An 18,284-nucleotide genomic window follows, 5' to 3' on the forward strand; every position below is an offset into this window, starting at 1 on the left:
GATCCGGCAGAGCCGGCTCGCCATGAGACGAGCCGGCTCCGGCTCTTACCGCCTGTTACTCCTTGACCGGGATGGACTGGGACTTCAGGGTGGCGATCGTGCTGGCCTGGGCGTCCTCGAGGGCCTTGGTCAGCGTCTCCTGACCCGTGACGGCCTTCTTGAAGCCGTCGGAGGCGTCGGCGTACGTCTTGGTCATCGTCGGGCCCCACGTGAAGTCGGGCTTGACCTGGGTCGAGGCCTCGGCGAAGACGTCGTAGATCTTCTGGCCGCCGTAGAACTCGACGCCCTCCTTCAGGGCCGGCAGCGACGCGCCCTCCTTCGTGGCCGGGTAGAGCTGGGCCTCCTTGTTCAGCAGGGTCAGCGCCTCGGTCGACGTGTTCAGCCACAGCGCGAACTTGGCCGCCTCGTACGGGTGCTTCGAGTTTTTGAAGACCGCGGTCGACGAGCCGCCCCAGTTGCCGGCGACCTTTTCACCCGCGCTCCACTGCGGCATCGGCGCGACCGCCCACTTGCCCGACGTCTTGGGCGCGCCGGCCAGGATCGAGTTGGCGCCCCACACGGCCGAGACCCAGGTCCAGGCACTGCTCGAGTTGTACGCGTTGTCCCACTCGGGCGTCCACGGCGGCACCGACGACACGAGCTTCTTGTCGATCAGGCCCTGCCAGTAGTCGGCGACCTTCTTGGTCGGCTCGTCGGTCATCGTGACGGTCCAGTTGGTGCCGTCGTTGCCGAACCAGTGGCCGCCCGCCTGCCAGACCAGGCCGGCGAACTGGTTGATGTCGCTCTGCGAGAAGTTGGTGATGTAGCCGCCCGCGGCCTTCACCTTCTCGGCCGCCGCCGCGTACTCCTCCCAGGTCGTCGGGACCGGGATGTTGTTCTTCTCGAACAGGTCCTTGCGGTAGAACAGCCCCATCGGGCCGGCGTCCTGCGGGATGCCGTAGACGTGGCCCTGCTCGCCGAAGGTGACCTGGTTCCAGGTCCAGTCGATGAACTTGCTCTGCGACTGGGTGACGATGTCGCAGCCGGCCAGGTCGGTCAGGCCGTCCTGCACCCGGAAGCTGGGCAGCGCGTCGTACTCGATGTGGCCGAGGTCGGGCGCGTTGCCGGCCTTGAGCTGGTTGAAGAAGTTGGCGTAGGTGCCGCCGTTGCCGTTCGGGCCGGTCTGCACCTTGACCTGGATGTCGGGGTTGGCCTTGTTCCAGACGTCGACGACCTTCTCGATGCCGGGGATCCAGGTGGTGTAGGTCAGGGTGACCGGCGCGCCGGCGGGGGCGCACGCCGATCCCGCTTCCGTGGACGACGAATCATCGGAACCGGACGAACAAGCACCAAGGGAGAAGGCCAACAGAACAGCGATAGAGCCTGCGCGTACGCGCATGAAACCCTCCTACTTAATGGATCCAGCGCCGAGGCCGCTTCGCCAGAAGCGCTGGAGTGAGAGAAATGCGATGACCATCGGAACGATCGAGACGAACGCTCCGACCAGGACCAGGGCGCGCAGCTCCGGATGCTGGTTGACCTGGGAGTTCCATGAGTAGAGGCCGAGGGTCACGGGGAACAGCCGCTCATTGCCGAGCATGATCAGCGGAAGCATGAAGTTGTTCCAGACCGCGACGAAGTGGAACAGGAAGATGGTGACGAAGGCCGGCGCCATCAGCCGTACGGAAATGGTGAAGAAGGACCGCACCTCGCCGGAACCGTCGATCCTCGCCGCCTCCAGAAGCTCGTCCGGCACGCTGGCCGCCGCGTAGATGCGGCCCAGGTAGACGCCGAACGGGTTGACCAGGCTGGGCAGGAAGACCGACCAGAAGGTGTTGGCCAGCTCGGCCTTGCTGAACATGAGGAACAGCGGCAGCGCGAGCGCGGTGGCCGGCACGAGCACGCCGCCGAGCACGATGTTGAAGATCAGCTCCCGGCCGCGGAACACGTACTTGGCCAGGGCGTAGCCGCACATGCCGGCCAGCAGCGTGCCGAGCAGGGCGGCGCCGACGGTGTAGCCGACCGAGTTGGCCAGCCAGCGCAGGAAGACGCCGTCGTTGTAGCGGAACAGGTCGGACAGGTTGGTGCCGAGCGCGAAGTTGTCCGGCAGGAGCGCGTGCCCCTCGGTCACCTGCCCGTCCTGCTTGCCGGAGGCGATGAACAGCCACCACAGCGGCGTCAGGAAGTAGAGCGTGAAGACGGCCATGACGAGCATGGCGGCGTACCGCGGGACCTTGAATCCGGTCATCACTGCACGCCCTTGCGCTGAGTGAATTTGAGGAACGAGAACGAGAGGACGAACGTGGCCAGGGCCAGCACCACCGAGAAGGCGGCGGCCAGGTGGAAGTTCGGGATGCTCGCGGTGCTCAGCACGGTCAGGTTCGGGGTGTAGGTGCTGGACACCGCGGAGCTGAAGCTGCGGAACACCTGCGGCTCGGCCAGCAGCTGAAGCGTGCCGATGATCGAGAAGACGGTGGTCAGCACGATCGCCGGCATGACCATCGGGATCTTGATGGACCAGGCCGTACGGAACACGCCGGCCCCGTCGATCTTGGCGGCCTCGTAGATCTCGGTCGGCACGGCCAGCAGCGCCGAGTAGATGATCAGCATGTTGTAGCCGACGTAGACCCAGGTCACGACGTTGGCCATGGCCCACAGCACCAGGCTCGGCGAGAGCAGGTCGACGGCCGAGGTGACCTCGGTGAACGGCGACAGGTTGGGCGAGTACAGGTAGCCCCACATGATCGCGGCGACCACGCCCGGCACCGCATAGGGCAGGAAGTAGACCAGCCGGAAGAACCGGCGCCCCTTGACCAGGCCGGAGTCGAGCAGCAGGGCCAGGAACAGGGCCAGGCCGAGCATGACCGGCACCTGCACGGCGCCGAACAGCAGCACCCGCCCGATCGACTCCCAGAACGGCCCGTCGCTGAAGACCTGCTTGTACTGGGTGAGGCCGCCGAACACCTCGGTGGCCGGCCCGAACGTGCCGGTGCGCTCCACGGTGAACAGCGACTGCCAGATCGCGTACCCGATCGGGATCAGGTAGAAGAGCGTGAACAGGGCGCCGAACGGCGCGACGAAGAACAGGATGGCTTTCTTCACGACTCACGCACCACCCGGACGGCGCCGGCCGGCACCTTGACGAGGCCGGCCACCTTTTCGCCACGGAGGAGTTCGTGGCCGGTGACCGCGTACTCGATCTCCCGCTCGCCGTGGTTGATGACGAAGACGTACGTCCCCCGCCGCACCACCTCGACCGAACCGTCGTGGGTTTCAGGGGTTCCGGTGAAGCGGCTCAGAACCGTTCGCATCGATTCCCGGTCGAGCGCGGTCGCGACATACCAGGCGTTCCCGTTGCGGGTGATGGCCGGAGTGCCGGGCAGCGGTCCGTCGGTGTAACGGGCCACGACCTCGGCACTGGTGGTCCGCAGCCGCTCCGTCCACAGCGTGGCCTTGCTGCCGTCGTCGAGCGTCACGGTCGTGCCCGGCTTCAGCGGCGCGAACTCCTCGACGGTGACGCCGAGCAGGTCACGGAACGCGCCCGGATAGCCGCCGGGCCGGATCCGGTCGTCCCGGTCGGCGATCCCGCTGAAGAAGGTGACCAGCACACGGCCGCCGCGCTCCACATATTTCTGGATCGCCGCCGCCTGCTCGTCGGTGACGAGATAAAGGCAAGGGACGATTACTTGGGCGTACGCCGACAGATCGCCGTCCGGGCTGATGACATCAGCCGTCACACCGAGGTCGCGCAGCCCACCGTGGACGGCGTGGACCTGGTCGAGATAGTTCACCGCCGTCGACGGCCGGCCCTCCTGCTCGGCCGCCCACCAGGCCTCCCAGCTGAAGATCACCGCGGTTTCCGTACGGACCGTGGTCCCGGCCACCTCGGCCAGCTTGCCCAGCACGGACGAGAGATCGAGGACCTCACGCCACTGCTCGGTATCGGTGCCGGCGTGCGGCAGCAGCGCCGAGTGGAACTTCTCGCTGCCCTGGGCCGAGGCCCGCCACTGGAAGAAGCAGACCGCGTCGGCGCCGCGGGCGACATGCGTGAGCGTGTTGCGCAGCATCTCGCCGGGCGCCTTGGCCAGGTTGACCGGCTGCCAGTTGACCGCGCCGGTGGACTGCTCCATGAGCATCCACGGCTTGCCGCCGGCCAGGCCGCGGGTCAGGTCGGCGGCGAAGCTGAGCTCGGCCGCCGGGTGACCGAGGCGGTGGTCCAGGTAGTGGTCGTTGGCGATGACGTCCATCCGCGGGGCCCAGCGCCAGTAGTCCATGTTGCGGATGTGCGCGGTGACCATGAAGTTCGTGGTCACCGGGACGCTGGAGTGCTTACGCAGCACGGCGGCCTCGGCCTCGTAGTAGCCGAGCAGCTCGTCCGACGAGAACCGGTGGAAGTCGAGCATCTGGGCCGGGTTGCGCAGCGACAGCGCGGTCCGCGGCGGCAGTACCTCGGACCACTCGCCGTAGCGCTGGCTCCAGAACGACGTGCCCCAGGCCGCGTTCAGGCCTTCGACGGTCTCGTAGCGGTCGGCCAGCCAGGCCCGGAACCGCTCGGCGCTGGCGTCGCAGTAGCAGAGCGCGTTGTGGCAGCCGAGCTCGTTCGAGACGTGCCACAGGGCCAGGGCCGGGTGTTGCCCGTAGCGCTGGGCGACCTGTTCGACCAGGGACAGCGCGTGCTCGCGGAAGACCGGCGAGCTCGGGCACCACGCCTGCCGGCCGCCCGGGTACCGCCGGGTGCCGTCGGCGGCCATCGGCAGGATCTCCGGGTGGCGGGCGCCGAGCCACGGCGGGGGCGACGCGGTGGCCGTACCCAAATTGATCTTTATGTCGTTCTGATGCAGCAGCTCGACGATGCGGTCGAGCTGCTTGAAGTCGTATTCGCCGGCCCGCGGTTCGAGGTCCGACCAGCCGAAGATGTTGACCGCGACCAGGGAGACCCCGGCGGTCCTCATCAACGCGACGTCCTCGGCCCACACCTCGGCCGGCCACTGCTCCGGGTTGTAGTCGCACCCCAGAGTGATCACAGGCTCTCCTCGTCTGTGCACGTGCACACATTTCTGCTGCGTAAAACCCGCAGGTCAGATGTGTGAACGTGCACACATTAGGTTTCCTCAATCGGGCCGTCAAGACCCGAGTTTGTTCACGACCTACCTCGAGTCCCGCCTGCCGCGACATGACCACGCGATCTTCACCGTCGTGAACAGATTCGGGAGAAAGATAGGGTCGTTGCGTGAGCGCGACCGAACAGCCGAACAAGCCGGGCAAAAGGGCGACCGTGCACGACATCGCGGCCGCCGCCGGTGTCTCCCGGGGCACGGTGAGCCGCGTGCTCAACGGCGGCTACGTCTCGGTGACCGCGCGTACCGCCATCGAGCGGGCCATCCGCGAGGTCGGCTACGTGCCCAACACCGCCGCCCGCAACCTGGTCATGCAGCGCTCACAGGCCGTCGGCTTCATCGTCCTCGAGCCGCACACCCTGTTCCTGGAAGATCCGAACATCGGCGGCATCCTGCTCGGCGCCAACACGACGCTGTCCGACGCCGACTACCAGATGGTCAACCTGGTCGTCGACTCCGAACGCGACACCGCCCGCATCACCCGCTACCTGAGCGGCGGTTTCGTCGACGGCGCCATCATCGTCTCGGCCCGCAGCCACGACCCGATCATCCAGGTGGTCGGCAGCCTGGCCCTGCCCTCGGCCTTCGTCGGCCATCCGCGCGACCTGCGCCCCGAGATCCCGTACGTGGGCATCGACAACATGACTTCGACCGAGGAGATCACCCGCCGCCTGCTGGCCACCGGCCGCCGCCGGGTCGGCATGATCGCCGCCGCCGTCGACCGCGACTCCGGCGCCGACCGCCTGGCCGGCTTCCGCCGCGCCCTGGGCCCGCTTTTCGACGAAAGCTTGGTGGCCGAGGTCCCGCTGTACGACTTCGCCTGCGGCGCCAAGGGCATGCGCACGCTCCTGGAGCGCGAGCCGCGGATCGACGGCGTCTTCGCCGCGTCCGACGCGGTGGCCGCGGGCGCCGTCGAGGCCCTGCGCGAGGCCGGCCGCACGGTGCCCGGCGACGTGGGCGTGGTCGGCTTCGACGACAGCTCCTGGGCCACCCGCACCCGGCCCCACCTGTCCACGGTCCACCAGCCCGCGGCCGACATCGGCGCCCACGCCGCAGACATGGTGCTGCGCCAGCTCAGGGGCGAGGAGATCCCCCAGGGCGGCCTGCTGCTCCCCTCCCCCGTCGTCTGGCGCGACTCAGCCTGACCGCCGCAGCCCGACCGACTCAGCCTGACCGACTCAGCCGCCGGGTGCTGCCCTCCCCGACGTCCGGCGCGACTCAGCCTGACCGGCGCAGCCGACGGGTGCTGCCCTCCGTTGTCCGGCGCAGGTCGGCCTGGCCGGCCCGGCCTCCTGGTCAGCCGCCGCTTCACGCGGCCGGGCGCCGCACTCGGCGATCGCCACGACGTCGTCGCCTCCAGCCCGGCGGTCTGGCGATTTCAGGGCACGTCGGCGACGATCAGGCGGCCGGCCCGCCGGCGCAGCGCCGAGCGGCCCGCGCGCACCAGCCCATCGTCGGTGACCACGACGTCGGCCCGTTCGAGGGGCGCGATCACGGCGGCGCCGCTCGAGCCCCACGTTCCGTGGTCGGCGAGCACCACCACCCGGCGGGCGGCGGCGATCAGGGCGGCCCCGATGCGCGCCTCGGCCCGGCCGGGCGCGGTGAAACCGGAACTGGCGTCCATGCCGGACACGCTGACGAAGACCACGTCCACGTTGAGCCCGGCCGCGGCCCGCTCGGCGACCGGCCCGGCCAGCGCGCCGGAGCGGGTGCGGACCCCGCCCAGCAGCAGCACCATCTGGTCGGCCCGGCCCTCGTGGTGGAACGTGTCGGCGATCGGGATCGCGTTGGTGACCACGCTGAGGCCGGGCACCCCCGACAGCTCCCGGGCCAGCAGCGCGGTGATGCCGCCGGCCAGGATGCCGATCGCCTCGTCCGGCCGTACGAGCCGGGCCGCGCTGCGGGCGATGGCGGCCTTGGCCCGCAGCCCGGCCCCGCGGGCGGGCCCCGGCCCGGCGGTGCGGGCCATCGCCCCACCCCGCACCCGCGCGACCAGCCCCCGCTCGGCCAGCGCCTCGACGTCACGCCGGGCGGTCACGTCGGAGACGCCGAGCCGCGCGCCCAGTTGCGCGATCCGCACCCCGCCGGTCCGATCGACCTCGGCGAGAATCCGCGCCTGCCGCTCCTCCGCGGACACGACTCAGCCCCGGCCGCGCCGGCCGCCACGTCTCCGACCGCGGCTCGCCCGGCCACGGTCCGAGATCGCGCCGGCGCCCACAGCGCGGCCTTTGTCGCGCCCGGCCCGCGCCGGGCGACCCCCACCGCGCCCCAACCTCACCGCGCGGCCTCTCGGACCGTCACATCTTGCCGCGTGGCTTCTCATACCGCGGCGAGGCGGGTGGCGTCGGCGCTCTCGTCGTCGGGCTGCTCCTGGGCGGCCAGCTCGGCGGCGACGCGGGCCTCGTAGCGGCCGATCTCCGCCTCCGCCTCGGCGGCGGACCAGCCGAGCGGGGCGGCGATCAGGGCCGCGGTGGTCCGGGCGGCGGTCACGCCACGGTCGGGGGTCTCGATGGAGATCCGGGTACGGCGGGTCAGCACGTCGTCCAGGTGGCGGGCACCCTCGTGGGTGACCGCGTACACCACCTCGGCCGCCAGGTAGTCGGGAGCGCCGGCCAACGGCCGGCCCAGCGCCGGGTCGGCGTCGATCAGGGCGAGCACCTCGTCGGCCAGGGTGCCGTAGCGCTTGAGCAGGTGCTCCACCCGGGAGACGTGCAGGCCGGCGCGGCGGCCCAGCTGGGCGCGACGGTTCCAGGCCGCCCGGTATCCGGCCGCGCCGAGCAGCGGGACCTGGTCGGTGCAGGAGGCCGGCACCCGGGTTTCGAGGTCGGCCACGGCGGCGTCGACCGCGTCCTTGGCCATCACCCGGTACGTCGTGTACTTGCCGCCCGCCACCAGGACGAGTCCGGGGGCGAGCCGGTCGACCGCGTGCTCGCGGGACAGCTTGGCCGTGATCGCCGCGTCGGCCGACAGCAACGGGCGCAGGCCGGCGTAGACGCCCTGCACGTCGTCGCGGGTCAGCGGCGTGGCCAGGGCCTTGTTGACCTCGTCGAGCAGGTAGGTGACGTCCTGGGCCGACACCGACGGGTGGGCCTTGTCGAGGTTCCACGGTGTGTCGGTGGTGCCGATGATCCAGTGCCGGTCCCACGGGATCACGAACAGCACGCTGGTCGCGGTCCGCAGGATCATGCCGGTGGTGCCGGTGATCTTCTCGCGGGGCACGACCAGGTGGATGCCCTTGGACGCCGTGATCTTGAACTGACCGCGCTCGCCCTTCATCAGCGACTGGATGTCGCTGGTCCACACCCCGGTGGCGTTGATGACCGTCCGGGCCCGGATCTCCAGCTCGGCCCCGGTCTCGGTGTCGCGGGCGCGGACGCCGACGACCCGGCGGCCCTCGCGCAGGAAGGCGATCACCTCGGTCCGGGCCGCGACCTGGGCGCCGTTGGCCGCCGCCGTACGGACCAGGAACATGGTGTGCCGGGCGTCGTCGACCTGGGCGTCGAAGTAGCGGATGGCGCCGACCAGCGACTCGGGCCGCAGCGCCGGGAACGCCTTGAGCGCCTCGGTCCGGCTCAGGTGGCGGTGTCGCGGGAGCCCGGCGCCCCAACCGGAGAGGGCGAGGGTGTCGTACAGCGCGACCCCGGCCCCCACGTAGAGCCGGTCCCACGCGCGGTGCCGCAGGGGATAAAGGAACGGCACCGGGCGTACGAGGTGCGGGGCGAGCCGCTGGATGAGCAGGCCGCGCTCGCGCAGCGCCTCGCGGACCAGGCCGAAGTCGAGCATCTCCAGGTAGCGCAGGCCGCCGTGGATGAGCTTGCTGGAGCGGCTGGACGTGCCGCTGGCGAAGTCGCGGGCCTCGAGCAGGCCGACCGAGAGCCCGCGGGTGGCCGCGTCGAGGGCCGCGCCCGCGCCGACCACGCCGCCGCCGACGACCAGCACGTCGAGTTCCGGGCCGGCCGACATCGTGGTGAGGGCCGCCGTGCGCGCGGCGGGCGACAGGATTCCGGTGTTCATAGTGATCTCCGATTTCAGCCGAGGCTGACCCAGTCGAGGGTCCGGTCGATGGCCGCTCGCCAGCGGGTGGTTCCCTGCTCGCGCCGTTGCTCGGTCCAGGACGGCGTCCAGCGCCGGTCCTCCCGCCAGTTGGCGCGCAACTCGCCGGTCGACGACCAGAAGCCGACGGCCAGCCCGGCCGCGTAGGCGGCGCCGAGCGCGGTCGTCTCGGCCACGGCGGGCCGGCTCACCGGCACGCCGAGGATGTCGGCCTGCAGCTGCATGCAGAGCGCGTTCGCGGTGACGCCGCCGTCGACCTGGAGGCAGTCCAGCTCGGTGCCGGAGTCCTGGGCCATGGCCGCCACGACGTCGCGGGTCTGATAGCAGATGGCCTCGAGCGCCGCTCGGGTGATGTGGGCCGCGGTGTGATAGCGGGACAGCCCGACGATCGCGGCCCGCGCGTCCGGCCGCCAGTACGGCGCGAACAGCCCGGAGAACGCCGGCACGAAGCAGACGCCCTCGCTGTCGTCGACCCGGGCCGCCAGCTGTTCGCTCTCGCTCGCCGAGTCGATGACGCCGAGCTGGTCGCGCAGCCACTGCACGGCCGATCCGGTGGCCGCGATCGACCCTTCGAGCGCGTAGACCGGTGCGTCGTCACCGAACCGGTAGGCCACGGTGGTCAGCAGCCCGTGCGTCGAGCGCACCGGGGTCGTCCCGGTGTTCAGAAGGACGAAATTCCCGGTTCCGTACGTGCATTTGGCGTCGCCGGGCGCAAAGCACGTCTGCCCGAAGAGCGCCGCCTGCTGGTCGCCGATGGCGGCCGCGATGGGCACCCCGAAGGCTTTCCCGTACACCTCGGCCGACGACCGGATCTCCGGAAGCATGACCCGCGGGATGTCGAACAGCCGCAGCAGCTCGTCGTCCCAGTCGAGGGTGTGCAGGTTCATCAGCTGAGTGCGGCTGGCGTTGGTGACGTCGGTCAGGTGCTGTTCGCCGCCGGTCAGGTTCCAGATCAGCCAGCTGTCCATCGTTCCGAACAGCACTTCGCCTCGTGACGCCCGATCCCGTAGGCCGGGGACGTTGTCGAGCATCCACTGAACCTTGGTGGCGGAGAAGTACGTGGCCGGCGGCAGCCCGGTGCGTTCGCGCAGGAAGCCGGCGTCCAAGGTGTGGATCATGGGCGCGGTCCGGGTGTCCTGCCAGACGATCACGTTGTGGCACGGCCGTCCGGTGGCGCGGTCCCAGATCAGCGCGCTCTCGCGCTGGTTGGTGATGCCGATGGCGGCCAGATCGGCCGGGGTGAGGCCCGCGTCGGCCAGGGCGACGTCGATCGTCTTGAGGGTGTTCTCCCAGATCTCGTCCGCGTCGTGCTCGACCAGCCCGGCCCCGGGCAGGATCTGCCGGTGCTCCAGCTGGTGGCGGCCGATCTCGTGACCGGCCCGGTCGAAGACCATGAAGCGCGTGCTGGTGGTGCCCTGATCGATCGCGCCGACGAAGTCCGCCACATCGCCCCCTTCTCGTGGGAGCGACGCTAGGGAGCGAAACGACCGGGATCAACGCCACCCGTGCGACAATGTCGCACGGGTGGCGGATGTGATCAGCGCACCGGGGGTGCCGCGTTGCGCAGGGTCGCCTTGAGGCTGCCGCTGCCGGTGGAGGCGAGCGACTTGGCGGCCGCCGCCGTCGGGTCCGGCTGCGGAACCGGGGCGCACTGCTTGTCGGAGCGGTTGCCGTGGACCCGGGCCGGCAGGGCTCCGGTGTCCAGGTAGGCCGCGATCGTGTCGTCGGTGCAGGCGATCCCGCTCAGCGAGCCGGAGTGGGTGGTGCCGCCGACACCCTCGATGAGGACCGAGCGGGGGAACCGCTTGCGGACCTCGATCGCGCCCGGGTACGGCGTGGCGGCGTCGTTGGTCTCGGCGATCATCAGGATCGGCGGGGCCTTCTTGCCGTTGACGCCGACCGGCTTGCCGACGTCGCCCTTCCAGAACAGGCAGGGCGCGTTGTACCAGGCGTTGTTCCAGGTGATGAACGGGTACTTCTGGTAGATCCGCCAGTTGTCCCGCTTCCACTTGTTCCAGCTGGTCGGCCACTGCACGTCGGTGCACTGGGTGCCCAGATAGATCGCGTAGCCGTTGTCGGCGCCGGGGCCGGGCTCGGAGTACAGCTCCAGCAGGCCGGAGGCGTCACCGCTGTTGACGTACGCCGAGAACGCGGTGGCCACGTCCTCCCAGCCGTAGACGTAGTAGCCGGCCGACACGAAGATGTCGTTCCACTCGTCCGGGCCGATCTTGCCCTCGGCCGGCGCCACGCGGAGCTTCTGCAGCGTGGCGTAGTACTTGGCCTTGACGGCCTTGCCGGTGGTACCCAGGTGGTACACCGAGTCGTACTTGGCCACCCAGGCGAAGTACGTGTCCATGTTCTTGTCGAACTGGACGTCCTGGCTGAGGTTGGCGTCGTACCAGACGCCGCGCGGGTCGACGACCCCGTCGAAGACCATCCGCCGGACCTGCGCCGGGTGCAGCGTCGCGTAGACCTGGCCGAGATACGTGCCGTACGAGAAGCCATAGAAGTTGATCTGCTTCTGGCCCAGCGCCTTGCGGATGCTCTCCATGTCGGCCACGTTGTCGGTGGTCTTCAGGTGATCGAGCAGCGGGCCGCCGGCGCGGGCACACGCCTGGGCGTACGCCTTGGACCGGGCCAGCCAGGTCTTCTCGAGCTGCCGGTTGACCGGGACGTAGTACGGGCGGTTGTAGCCGGCCACGTTCCCGTCACAGCTCAGCGACGGCACGCTGGAGCCGACCCCGCGCGGGTCGAAGCCGATCCAGTCGTAGTCGAGGCCCGCGTTGTTCGGGATGGCGCTCTGCAACACCGAGTAGATCAGGCCGGATCCGCCCGGCCCGCCCGGGTTGACCAGCATGACGCCCTGGTAGTCGGCGGCCGGCGACTTGGCCTTCACCCTCGACACGGCGATCTTGATTTTGGTCCCGCCCGGGCGCGCGTAGTCGAGCGGGACGATCACGAATCCGCACTCGGCGCCGCGCGCCTTCAGGGTGGCGTTGGTACACGTGCCCCACGCGATCGGCGGGGGCGTGTAGCTGGGAGTCCCACTGTGGGCCTGCGCCGCGGCCGGGATCATGCTGCCGCCGAGCGCCAGTCCGACAGTCGTGGCGACGGTCGCCGCCAGAAGTCGTCTCATCCCCGGAGAGTAGCCATCCAGATACGGTGATGAAGATGTCCGTTAGGACAGACCTCAGGCATCGAAGTCTGGCTGTTCAGCGGGTGGTGATCATGTGGGTCTCTACTCGGTGCGCAGGGCCACCGCCGTGCGCGTTCGGGCCGCCCAGCCCGCCGGGAGCAGGGCGCCGGCCGCGGCCAGGATCAGGCCGGCCAGGGCCAGGGTGAGCAGCAGGGTCGGCGCGAAGACGTCGATGGTGCTGTCGGGCAGGCGGATGCCGGCCCCGCGGGCCATCGCGGGCACGGCCCAGTGATGCACGAGGTAGCCGGCCGGGACGCCGGCGACGCCGCCGATCAGGCCGGCCACGCCGACCGAGGAGATGACCATGAACGCTGTCTGCTTCGGAGTCATGCCGATTGATTTCTGTACGCCGATGTCGTGCACCCGGTCGCGGGAGTCGAGGACGACCGCGTTCAGCACGCCCAGCGCGGCCACGGATACCAGGAGCGCCGTGAGCAGGGCGGTGAGCGAGTTGAGCACGATCAGCGTGCCGTCGGCACCCTCGGCCCGGGTGGCCTCGGCCATCAGGTTCCGGCTCGTCAGCGTCTGGAGATAGGCGGCGCGGTCGGTGCCCGGCGTGAGCTTGACGTACCACTCGAACGGCGCCCGCAGGCCGGGCAGGGTGGCCACGTCGGTGTAGAGGTGGTTGTTGGCGCTGCCGTCGAACACCTCGCCGACGAGGGTGAGCGGGCCGTGGCCGGTGCCGGTGACAGTGTCGCCGATGTGCTTGCCGGTGGCGGTGAGGAATCCGGTCGTGACGACCGCCTCGCCCGGTGCGGTGTACCAGCGGCCCTCGAGCATCTCGTACCCGGCCGCACTGGCGTCACCGGTGGTGACGGTCCCCCGGGCGGCTTCGCGCAGTCCGTCGATGGTGATGTCCGCCGGCCCGCGGCCGTAGTAGCTGCCGGTTCCCGGTGTGGCGGCGATGACGGCGCCCGGGTTCGGGACCGAGCCGTCGGCGTCCCGGCTCGGATAGACCACCACGTCGGCCGAGGTGGCGGGCTTCTGGTCGGCCGCCTGGACCAGGCGCAGCGAACTGGCCAGTCCGATGGCGAACGTCGCCGCCGCCGTGCCGAACGCGACCGTCAGCAGCATGGCCAGCAGCCGGGCGGGCCGGGTGAACGGCTGGGCCAGGCCGAGGCTGAGCGGCCTCGGCAGCCGGGAGCGGGCGGCCAGGCGAGCGGCCAGGCGACCCCGGCCGCTGAGCGGGGTGCGGCCGACCGCGAGCGCGTCGACCGTGCGCAGCCGGGCCGCCCGCCACGCGGCCGGGGCCGCGGTCGCGGCGATGACCAGCACCGCGGCGACGACCGCGAGGGCGTCGACCCAGGGGGTGACCGACATCGGGACGGTGCCGAACAGGTCGGCCACGTCGGCGGTCAGCGGCACCGCGAGCAGGTCACCGGCGATGATGCCGAGAACCGCGCCGATCATGCCGGGGATCAGGGCCTGGACCAGGCAGGCCCGCACCACCTGGGCCGGGGTCAGCCCGAGCGCCTTCATGACACCGATGCGGCGGGTGGCCGAGGCGACCGTGCCCGCGGCGACGTTGCCGATGACGAGGGCGGCCAGGGCCAGGCCGATCAGCCCGAACGCGGTGAGCAGGGGCACGAACAGCTGGGTGCGGTGGGCGGCGTCGTCGCGGACGCCCAGCCAGGACTGCGTCTGTGCGGCCGGGCCGAGTGCGGTCTGATGCGCGGTCATCGCGGCCACGGTGCCGGCGTCGGCGTACCGGTAAAGCATCTGCCAGCCGGTCTGGCCGAGCGCGGCCGCCTGATCGGGTGTCACCCAGGCCTGCGCGGTCTGGCTGATCGACCGGGCTTCGCCGACGACCGTCAGCGTGGAGCCGTTCTCCAGGCTCACGACAGTGCCGGGGGCGATCCTCAGGTCCCCGCGGGCCATCACGATCTCGCCGGTGGTGCGGGCCCAGCGGCCGGACAGCAGGCTCACCTTGTCGATCGGGTCGCGGCCCGGGTCGGCCCGCCCGACCACCCTCAGCGCCGTGAAGGGCATCCCTTGCAGGCCCTCGGGCCTGATGCCGGTCGCGGCCACCGGGAACGGGCCGGTCGCCTGCCCGGCCTGCGACGCGGTGGCCGCGGCCTGGTCCTTCGTCGTCTTCGCGGAATCGAAGAACGCGGTGAGGTGGGCGCCGTGCTGGCCGGCGAACGCGTTGGCGAACGGCGCCGACGAGGCGGCCAGCAGCAGTCCGGCCAGCACGGTCGCGGTGACGGCCATGGCCGTGGCCGCGACGATGACGATGGTGGAGACGCGGCGCCGCTGGGCGCCGCGCACGACGGTCCGGATGGCGCTCATCCCACTGCCACCTGCCCGTCGACCAGGCGGACGGTGCGGGTGGCGACGGCCTCGGCCAGCACCTCGTCGTGGGTGACCAGGACGATGGTCTGGCCGTCGGCGTGCAGATCGATCAGCAGTTTGCGCACCTCCGCGCCCGAGGCCGTGTCCAGGGCGCCGGTCGGCTCGTCCGCGAGCAGCAGCGGCGGCCGGTTCATCAGGGCCCGCGCGACGGCGACCCGCTGCCGTTCCCCGCCGGACAGGCGGCCGGGATAGGCGCCGGCGTGCCGGTCGATGCCGAGCGTCTCGAGAAGCTCGTGCGCGCGCCGGCGGGAGCCGGCGGCGGGCCGGCCGGCGATCTGCGCCGGCAGCAGCACGTTGTCGGTGACGGTCAGGTCGTCGAGCAGGTTGAAGAACTGGAAGACCAGGCCGATGGTCGCGCGGCGATAGCGGGCGGCCGCGGCCTCGCCGAGCCGGTCCACGCGGGTGCCACCGACCGTGACGCTGCCCTCGGTGGGCCGGTCGAGGCCGGCGATCAGGTTGAGCAGGGTCGACTTGCCGCTGCCGGACGGGCCGAGCAGCGCCAGGCACTCGCCCTCGGCGACCTGCAGGCTCAGATGGTCGAGGGCGGCCCGGTCGCCTTCGTAACGGCGGCTCACATCTACGACGTCAATCATGGCCGGGACACTATGGACGGCCGCGTACCCGGGTCGTCGGCCGTGAGAGCCCCTTTGCGGGCCGGGGTCATCCTTGCGGCGTAGTCCAGAGGCTGATGCGTACGCTCGACCGGCCCGGACACAATGAGCGGATGCCGCACCTGCTCGCGCGGGCTCTCCGCCGCTCCGGCCCGCAGCCACGGATGACCCGCCGCAACTGGGTCTTCGACGTGCTGCTGGTCGTGGTGTTCGTGGCGGTGGCGCTGGGCGGGACCGACATCACCGACCATCTGTTCGACACCACCGGCGACGTGGCGATGATGGTGCCGCCGCCGGACCTTCCCGATCTCCCCGATTTCCCGGATCCTCCGGCACCGGCGGAACGCGGGCAGGTTCCCCTCGACCCGTGGGGGAACGACCTGCGCGAGATACGCGACCCGCAGAGCCCGGGCTGGATCGCCATCGCCGCGATCCTGCCGTTGCTCATGCGCCGCCGCTACCCGCTGGCCACCCTCTCGGTCATCCTCGGCATCACGGTGCTGTCGCTGCACGGCGTCGAGCCGAGCACCGACATTCTGCGCGTCTCCTTCTACGCCTGCGTGATCGCCGGGTACACCGCCGCCGCGTACAGCCACTATCGGATGTGGGCCCTGGCCGCGCTGCCGGTGGCGGCGCTGCTGTACAGCTCGTTCCCCGACCTGGCGGTGCCGATCGTGCCGGTGGGCTGGGTGCCGTTCCTGGTGCTGCTGCCGATCGGGCTGGCCGTGCACGGCATGCGCACCTGGCGTGAGCGGGCCGACCGGCTGCGCCAGGAGCGCGCCGACGCGACGCGGGAGGCTGCCCGCCAGGAACGCGCCCGCATCGCCCGCGAGCTGCACGACATCGTCACCCACAACGTGTCCATGATGGTGATCCAGGCCGGCGCCGCCCGCAAGGTCCTCGACGAGGCGCCCGAGGCCGCCCGCGACGCCCTGCTCGCGGTGGAGGAGGGCGGCCGCGCGGCGCTCGGCGAGCTCCGCGGGGTGATGGGCCTGCTGTCGGCGCCGGACGACGAGGACGACCTCACCCCGCAGCCCGGCCTGGCCCAGCTGCCGCCCCTGATCGACCGGGTGCGCGACGCCGGCGTCGACGTCACCGTCACCACCAGCGGCGAGCGATATCCGCTGCCGGCCGGCCTGGAGCTCGCGGCCTACCGCGTCGTGCAGGAGGCGCTCACCAACACCGTGAAGCACGCGTCCGGGGCCAGCGCCACGGTCGACGTCGCGTACGCGCCGGACGGGCTGCGCATCACCGTCACCGACACCGGCGGCCGGCCGACACCGGAGTCGGCCTCGTCCACGGGCCGCGGGCTGGCCGGCCTGCGTGAAAGACTCGCCGTCTACGGCGGAACCCTGCAAGCGGCCGCCCGCCTGACCGGCGGCTACCGCGTGCAGGCCCAGCTTCCCTTGGAGACCCCATGAACGGCGCGCCGATGCGGGTCGTGATCGCCGACGATCAGGCGCTGGTGCGGGCCGGTTTCCGGATGATCCTGGCCGCCGACGGCATCGACGTGGTGGCCGAGGCCGAGAACGGCGCCGAGGCGGTCGAAGCGGTCCGGCGCACCAGCCCCGACGTGGTCCTCATGGACATCCGCATGCCGGAGATGGACGGCATCGAGGCCACCCGCCGCATCCTGGCCGCGGCCGGGCCGCCCCGGGTCATCATGCTGACCACGTTCGACCTCGACAACTACGTCTACGCGGCGCTGGGGCTGGGTGCCAGCGGCTTCCTGCTGAAGGACGTCACCCCCGAATATCTGGTCGCCGCGGTGCGCATCGTCCGCGACGGCGACGCGCTGCTCGCCCCGAGCATCACCCGCCGGCTCGTCGAGCGGTTCACCACGCCCGAGCCCCGCGACTCCCCCCTGCACCGCGACCTGGCCGCCCTGACCCCGCGCGAGCGCGAGGTGCTGACCCTGGTCGCGCAGGGCTTGAGCAACGTCGAGATCGCCGGCCGCCTCTTCCTGTCCGAGGCGACGGTGAAGACCCACGTGGCCCGGGTGCTGGCCAAGCTCGGCCTGCGCGACCGGGTCCAGGCGGTGGTCGTGGCCTTCGAGACCCGGCTGGTCACGCCGTCCTGAGCCGTGCACCGTGTGACAATGTCGCACGTGCCCGGCATGATTCAGTCCGTCGAGCGGTCGTCGGCCGTGTTGCGCCTGCTCGCGGCCGGTCCCGGCCGGTTGCGGGTCAAAGAGGTGGCCGACGCGCTGGGGCTGCCCAAGTCGACCGCGCACAGCATCCTGCGCACCCTCGAACACGTCGGCTTCGCCGAGCAGGACCCGCGCACGGCCCGCTACCGCCTCGGCCGCGGCCTGCTGGAGCTCGGCCGGGGCGGCCTCGACGTGAACGAGCTGCGCTCCCGCGCCCTGGACTGGGCCGACGCCCTGGCCTCCCGCACGGTCGAGTCGGTACGCATCGGCGTCCTCGACGGCACACCCGCGCGCGACGGCAGGGCCACCGGTTCGGACGGCCGCGTCGAAGACGGCGCGGCGGTCAAGGTCATCCACCACGTGTTCCGGCCCGACGACACGGCTCAGTCCATGGAGATCGGGCTGGTCGTTCCGGCGCATGCGACAGCGCTGGGCAAGGTCCTTCTGGCGTACGACGCGCCGGCGGCCGAGGCCGCGGTCCGGGGCGGCCTGGACCCGTACACCCGGAAGACCTTGACCCATCGGCGAGATCTCGCCGCCGCTCTGGCCGAGATCCGGGGCCAGGGGTGGGGGTCTGCGATCGAGGAATGGGAGCCGGGCCGGGCGGGCATCGCGGCGCCGACCCGCGGCATCGGTGGGCTGGTGGTCGGCGCGATCGGCATCTACGGCCCGGTCGAGCGCGTCTGCGACTCCCGCCTGCGGCCCCGCACCGCCCTCGTCGCCCAGGTGCGCGCCACCGCCGAGTCCATATCACGCGATCTGAGCGGGCCGCGCTCATGACGGCGTCCGCACACCGCGCGAATCGGGCGGCCCTCGGATCATTCCCC

The 18,284-nt window shown here is 71.2% G+C and carries 14 protein-coding genes; 4 read left to right on the plus strand and 10 right to left on the minus strand.

Annotated elements, in window-relative coordinates; translation table 11 throughout:
- Positions 1–55 precede the first annotated feature (55 nt).
- Genes CRP55_RS47805 through CRP55_RS47820 form a run of 4 tightly spaced genes read right to left on the minus strand, consistent with a single transcriptional unit; the run spans position 56 to position 5,003 of the window.
- Positions 56–1,345, minus strand: coding sequence for an ABC transporter substrate-binding protein (locus tag CRP55_RS47805; RefSeq protein WP_245923901.1), 1,290 nt, complete (start codon positions 1,343–1,345; stop codon positions 56–58).
- A 42-nt stretch (positions 1,346–1,387) separates the two neighbouring features.
- Complete coding sequence (locus tag CRP55_RS47810; protein WP_097328754.1) at positions 1,388–2,227, minus strand: carbohydrate ABC transporter permease; 840 nt, start codon at positions 2,225–2,227, stop codon at positions 1,388–1,390.
- On the minus strand, positions 2,227–3,081 hold the full coding sequence (locus tag CRP55_RS47815) for a carbohydrate ABC transporter permease (RefSeq protein ID WP_097328755.1): 855 nt from the start codon (positions 3,079–3,081) through the stop codon (positions 2,227–2,229). The genes CRP55_RS47810 and CRP55_RS47815 overlap by 1 nt, the downstream gene beginning before the upstream one ends.
- Positions 3,078–5,003 (minus strand): beta-galactosidase, encoded by a 1,926-nt coding sequence (locus tag CRP55_RS47820; protein ID WP_097328756.1) that lies wholly within the window; start codon positions 5,001–5,003, stop codon positions 3,078–3,080. Before CRP55_RS47820 ends, CRP55_RS47815 begins: the two co-directional genes overlap by 4 nt.
- Before the next feature lie 206 nt (positions 5,004–5,209).
- Between CRP55_RS47820 and CRP55_RS47825 the strand changes: the two genes are divergently transcribed.
- Positions 5,210–6,241, plus strand: coding sequence for a LacI family DNA-binding transcriptional regulator (locus CRP55_RS47825; RefSeq protein ID WP_097328757.1), 1,032 nt, complete (start codon positions 5,210–5,212; stop codon positions 6,239–6,241).
- Between the two features lie 233 nt (positions 6,242–6,474).
- On the opposite strand, the gene CRP55_RS47830 is transcribed toward CRP55_RS47825, so the two are convergent.
- The 6 genes from CRP55_RS47830 to CRP55_RS47855 all read right to left on the minus strand — a co-directional run bounded on the left by CRP55_RS47830 (position 6,475) and on the right by CRP55_RS47855 (position 15,290).
- Positions 6,475–7,233, minus strand: a complete 759-nt coding sequence (locus tag CRP55_RS47830) for a DeoR/GlpR family DNA-binding transcription regulator (protein ID WP_097328758.1) — start codon at positions 7,231–7,233, stop codon at positions 6,475–6,477.
- 182 nt (positions 7,234–7,415) lie between these two features.
- Positions 7,416–9,110, minus strand: a complete 1,695-nt coding sequence (locus CRP55_RS47835) for a glycerol-3-phosphate dehydrogenase/oxidase (RefSeq protein WP_097328759.1) — start codon at positions 9,108–9,110, stop codon at positions 7,416–7,418.
- Positions 9,111–9,124: 14 nt separating this feature from the next.
- A complete protein-coding gene (gene glpK, locus CRP55_RS47840) occupies positions 9,125–10,594 on the minus strand; it encodes a glycerol kinase GlpK (protein ID WP_097328760.1) in 1,470 nt (489 codons plus the stop codon).
- 92 nt (positions 10,595–10,686) lie between these two features.
- Positions 10,687–12,285: an alpha/beta hydrolase gene (locus CRP55_RS47845; protein ID WP_097328761.1), complete on the minus strand. Its 1,599-nt coding sequence runs from the start codon at positions 12,283–12,285 to the stop codon at positions 10,687–10,689.
- A gap of 102 nt (positions 12,286–12,387) precedes the next feature.
- Complete coding sequence (locus CRP55_RS47850; protein WP_097328762.1) at positions 12,388–14,634, minus strand: ABC transporter permease; 2,247 nt, start codon at positions 14,632–14,634, stop codon at positions 12,388–12,390.
- Positions 14,631–15,290, minus strand: a complete 660-nt coding sequence (locus CRP55_RS47855) for an ABC transporter ATP-binding protein (RefSeq protein ID WP_097328763.1) — start codon at positions 15,288–15,290, stop codon at positions 14,631–14,633. The genes CRP55_RS47850 and CRP55_RS47855 overlap by 4 nt, the downstream gene beginning before the upstream one ends.
- Positions 15,291–15,421: 131 nt before the next feature.
- On the opposite strand from CRP55_RS47855, the gene CRP55_RS47860 reads away from it, so the two are divergent.
- Genes CRP55_RS47860 through CRP55_RS47870 form a run of 3 tightly spaced genes read left to right on the plus strand, consistent with a single transcriptional unit; the run spans position 15,422 to position 18,237 of the window.
- Positions 15,422–16,729 (plus strand): sensor histidine kinase, encoded by a 1,308-nt coding sequence (locus CRP55_RS47860; protein ID WP_179855675.1) that lies wholly within the window; start codon positions 15,422–15,424, stop codon positions 16,727–16,729.
- Positions 16,726–17,388 (plus strand): response regulator, encoded by a 663-nt coding sequence (locus tag CRP55_RS47865; protein ID WP_097328764.1) that lies wholly within the window; start codon positions 16,726–16,728, stop codon positions 17,386–17,388. The genes CRP55_RS47860 and CRP55_RS47865 overlap by 4 nt, the downstream gene beginning before the upstream one ends.
- A 27-nt stretch (positions 17,389–17,415) precedes the next feature.
- On the plus strand, positions 17,416–18,237 hold the full coding sequence (locus CRP55_RS47870; RefSeq protein ID WP_097328765.1) for an IclR family transcriptional regulator: 822 nt from the start codon (positions 17,416–17,418) through the stop codon (positions 18,235–18,237).
- Positions 18,238–18,284 lie beyond the last annotated feature (47 nt).

Source organism: Paractinoplanes atraurantiacus, from assembly GCF_900215205.1.
GTDB lineage: Bacteria > Actinomycetota > Actinomycetes > Mycobacteriales > Micromonosporaceae > Actinoplanes > Actinoplanes atraurantiacus.

Bases quoted from the DNA above. Each gene is read 5' to 3' on its own strand.
- CRP55_RS47810 (WP_097328754.1), bottom strand. From the start codon at position 2,227: ATGACCGGATTCAAGGTCCCGCGGTACGCCGCCATGCTCGTCATGGCC.
- CRP55_RS47860 (WP_179855675.1), top strand. From the start codon at position 15,422: ATGCCGCACCTGCTCGCGCGGGCTCTCCGCCGCTCCGGCCCGCAGCCA.
- CRP55_RS47855 (WP_097328763.1), bottom strand. From the start codon at position 15,290: ATGATTGACGTCGTAGATGTGAGCCGCCGTTACGAAGGCGACCGGGCC.
- CRP55_RS47835 (WP_097328759.1), bottom strand. From the start codon at position 9,110: ATGAACACCGGAATCCTGTCGCCCGCCGCGCGCACGGCGGCCCTCACC.
- CRP55_RS47865 (WP_097328764.1), top strand. From the start codon at position 16,726: ATGAACGGCGCGCCGATGCGGGTCGTGATCGCCGACGATCAGGCGCTG.
- CRP55_RS47845 (WP_097328761.1), bottom strand. From the start codon at position 12,285: ATGAGACGACTTCTGGCGGCGACCGTCGCCACGACTGTCGGACTGGCG.
- CRP55_RS47850 (WP_097328762.1), bottom strand. From the start codon at position 14,634: ATGAGCGCCATCCGGACCGTCGTGCGCGGCGCCCAGCGGCGCCGCGTC.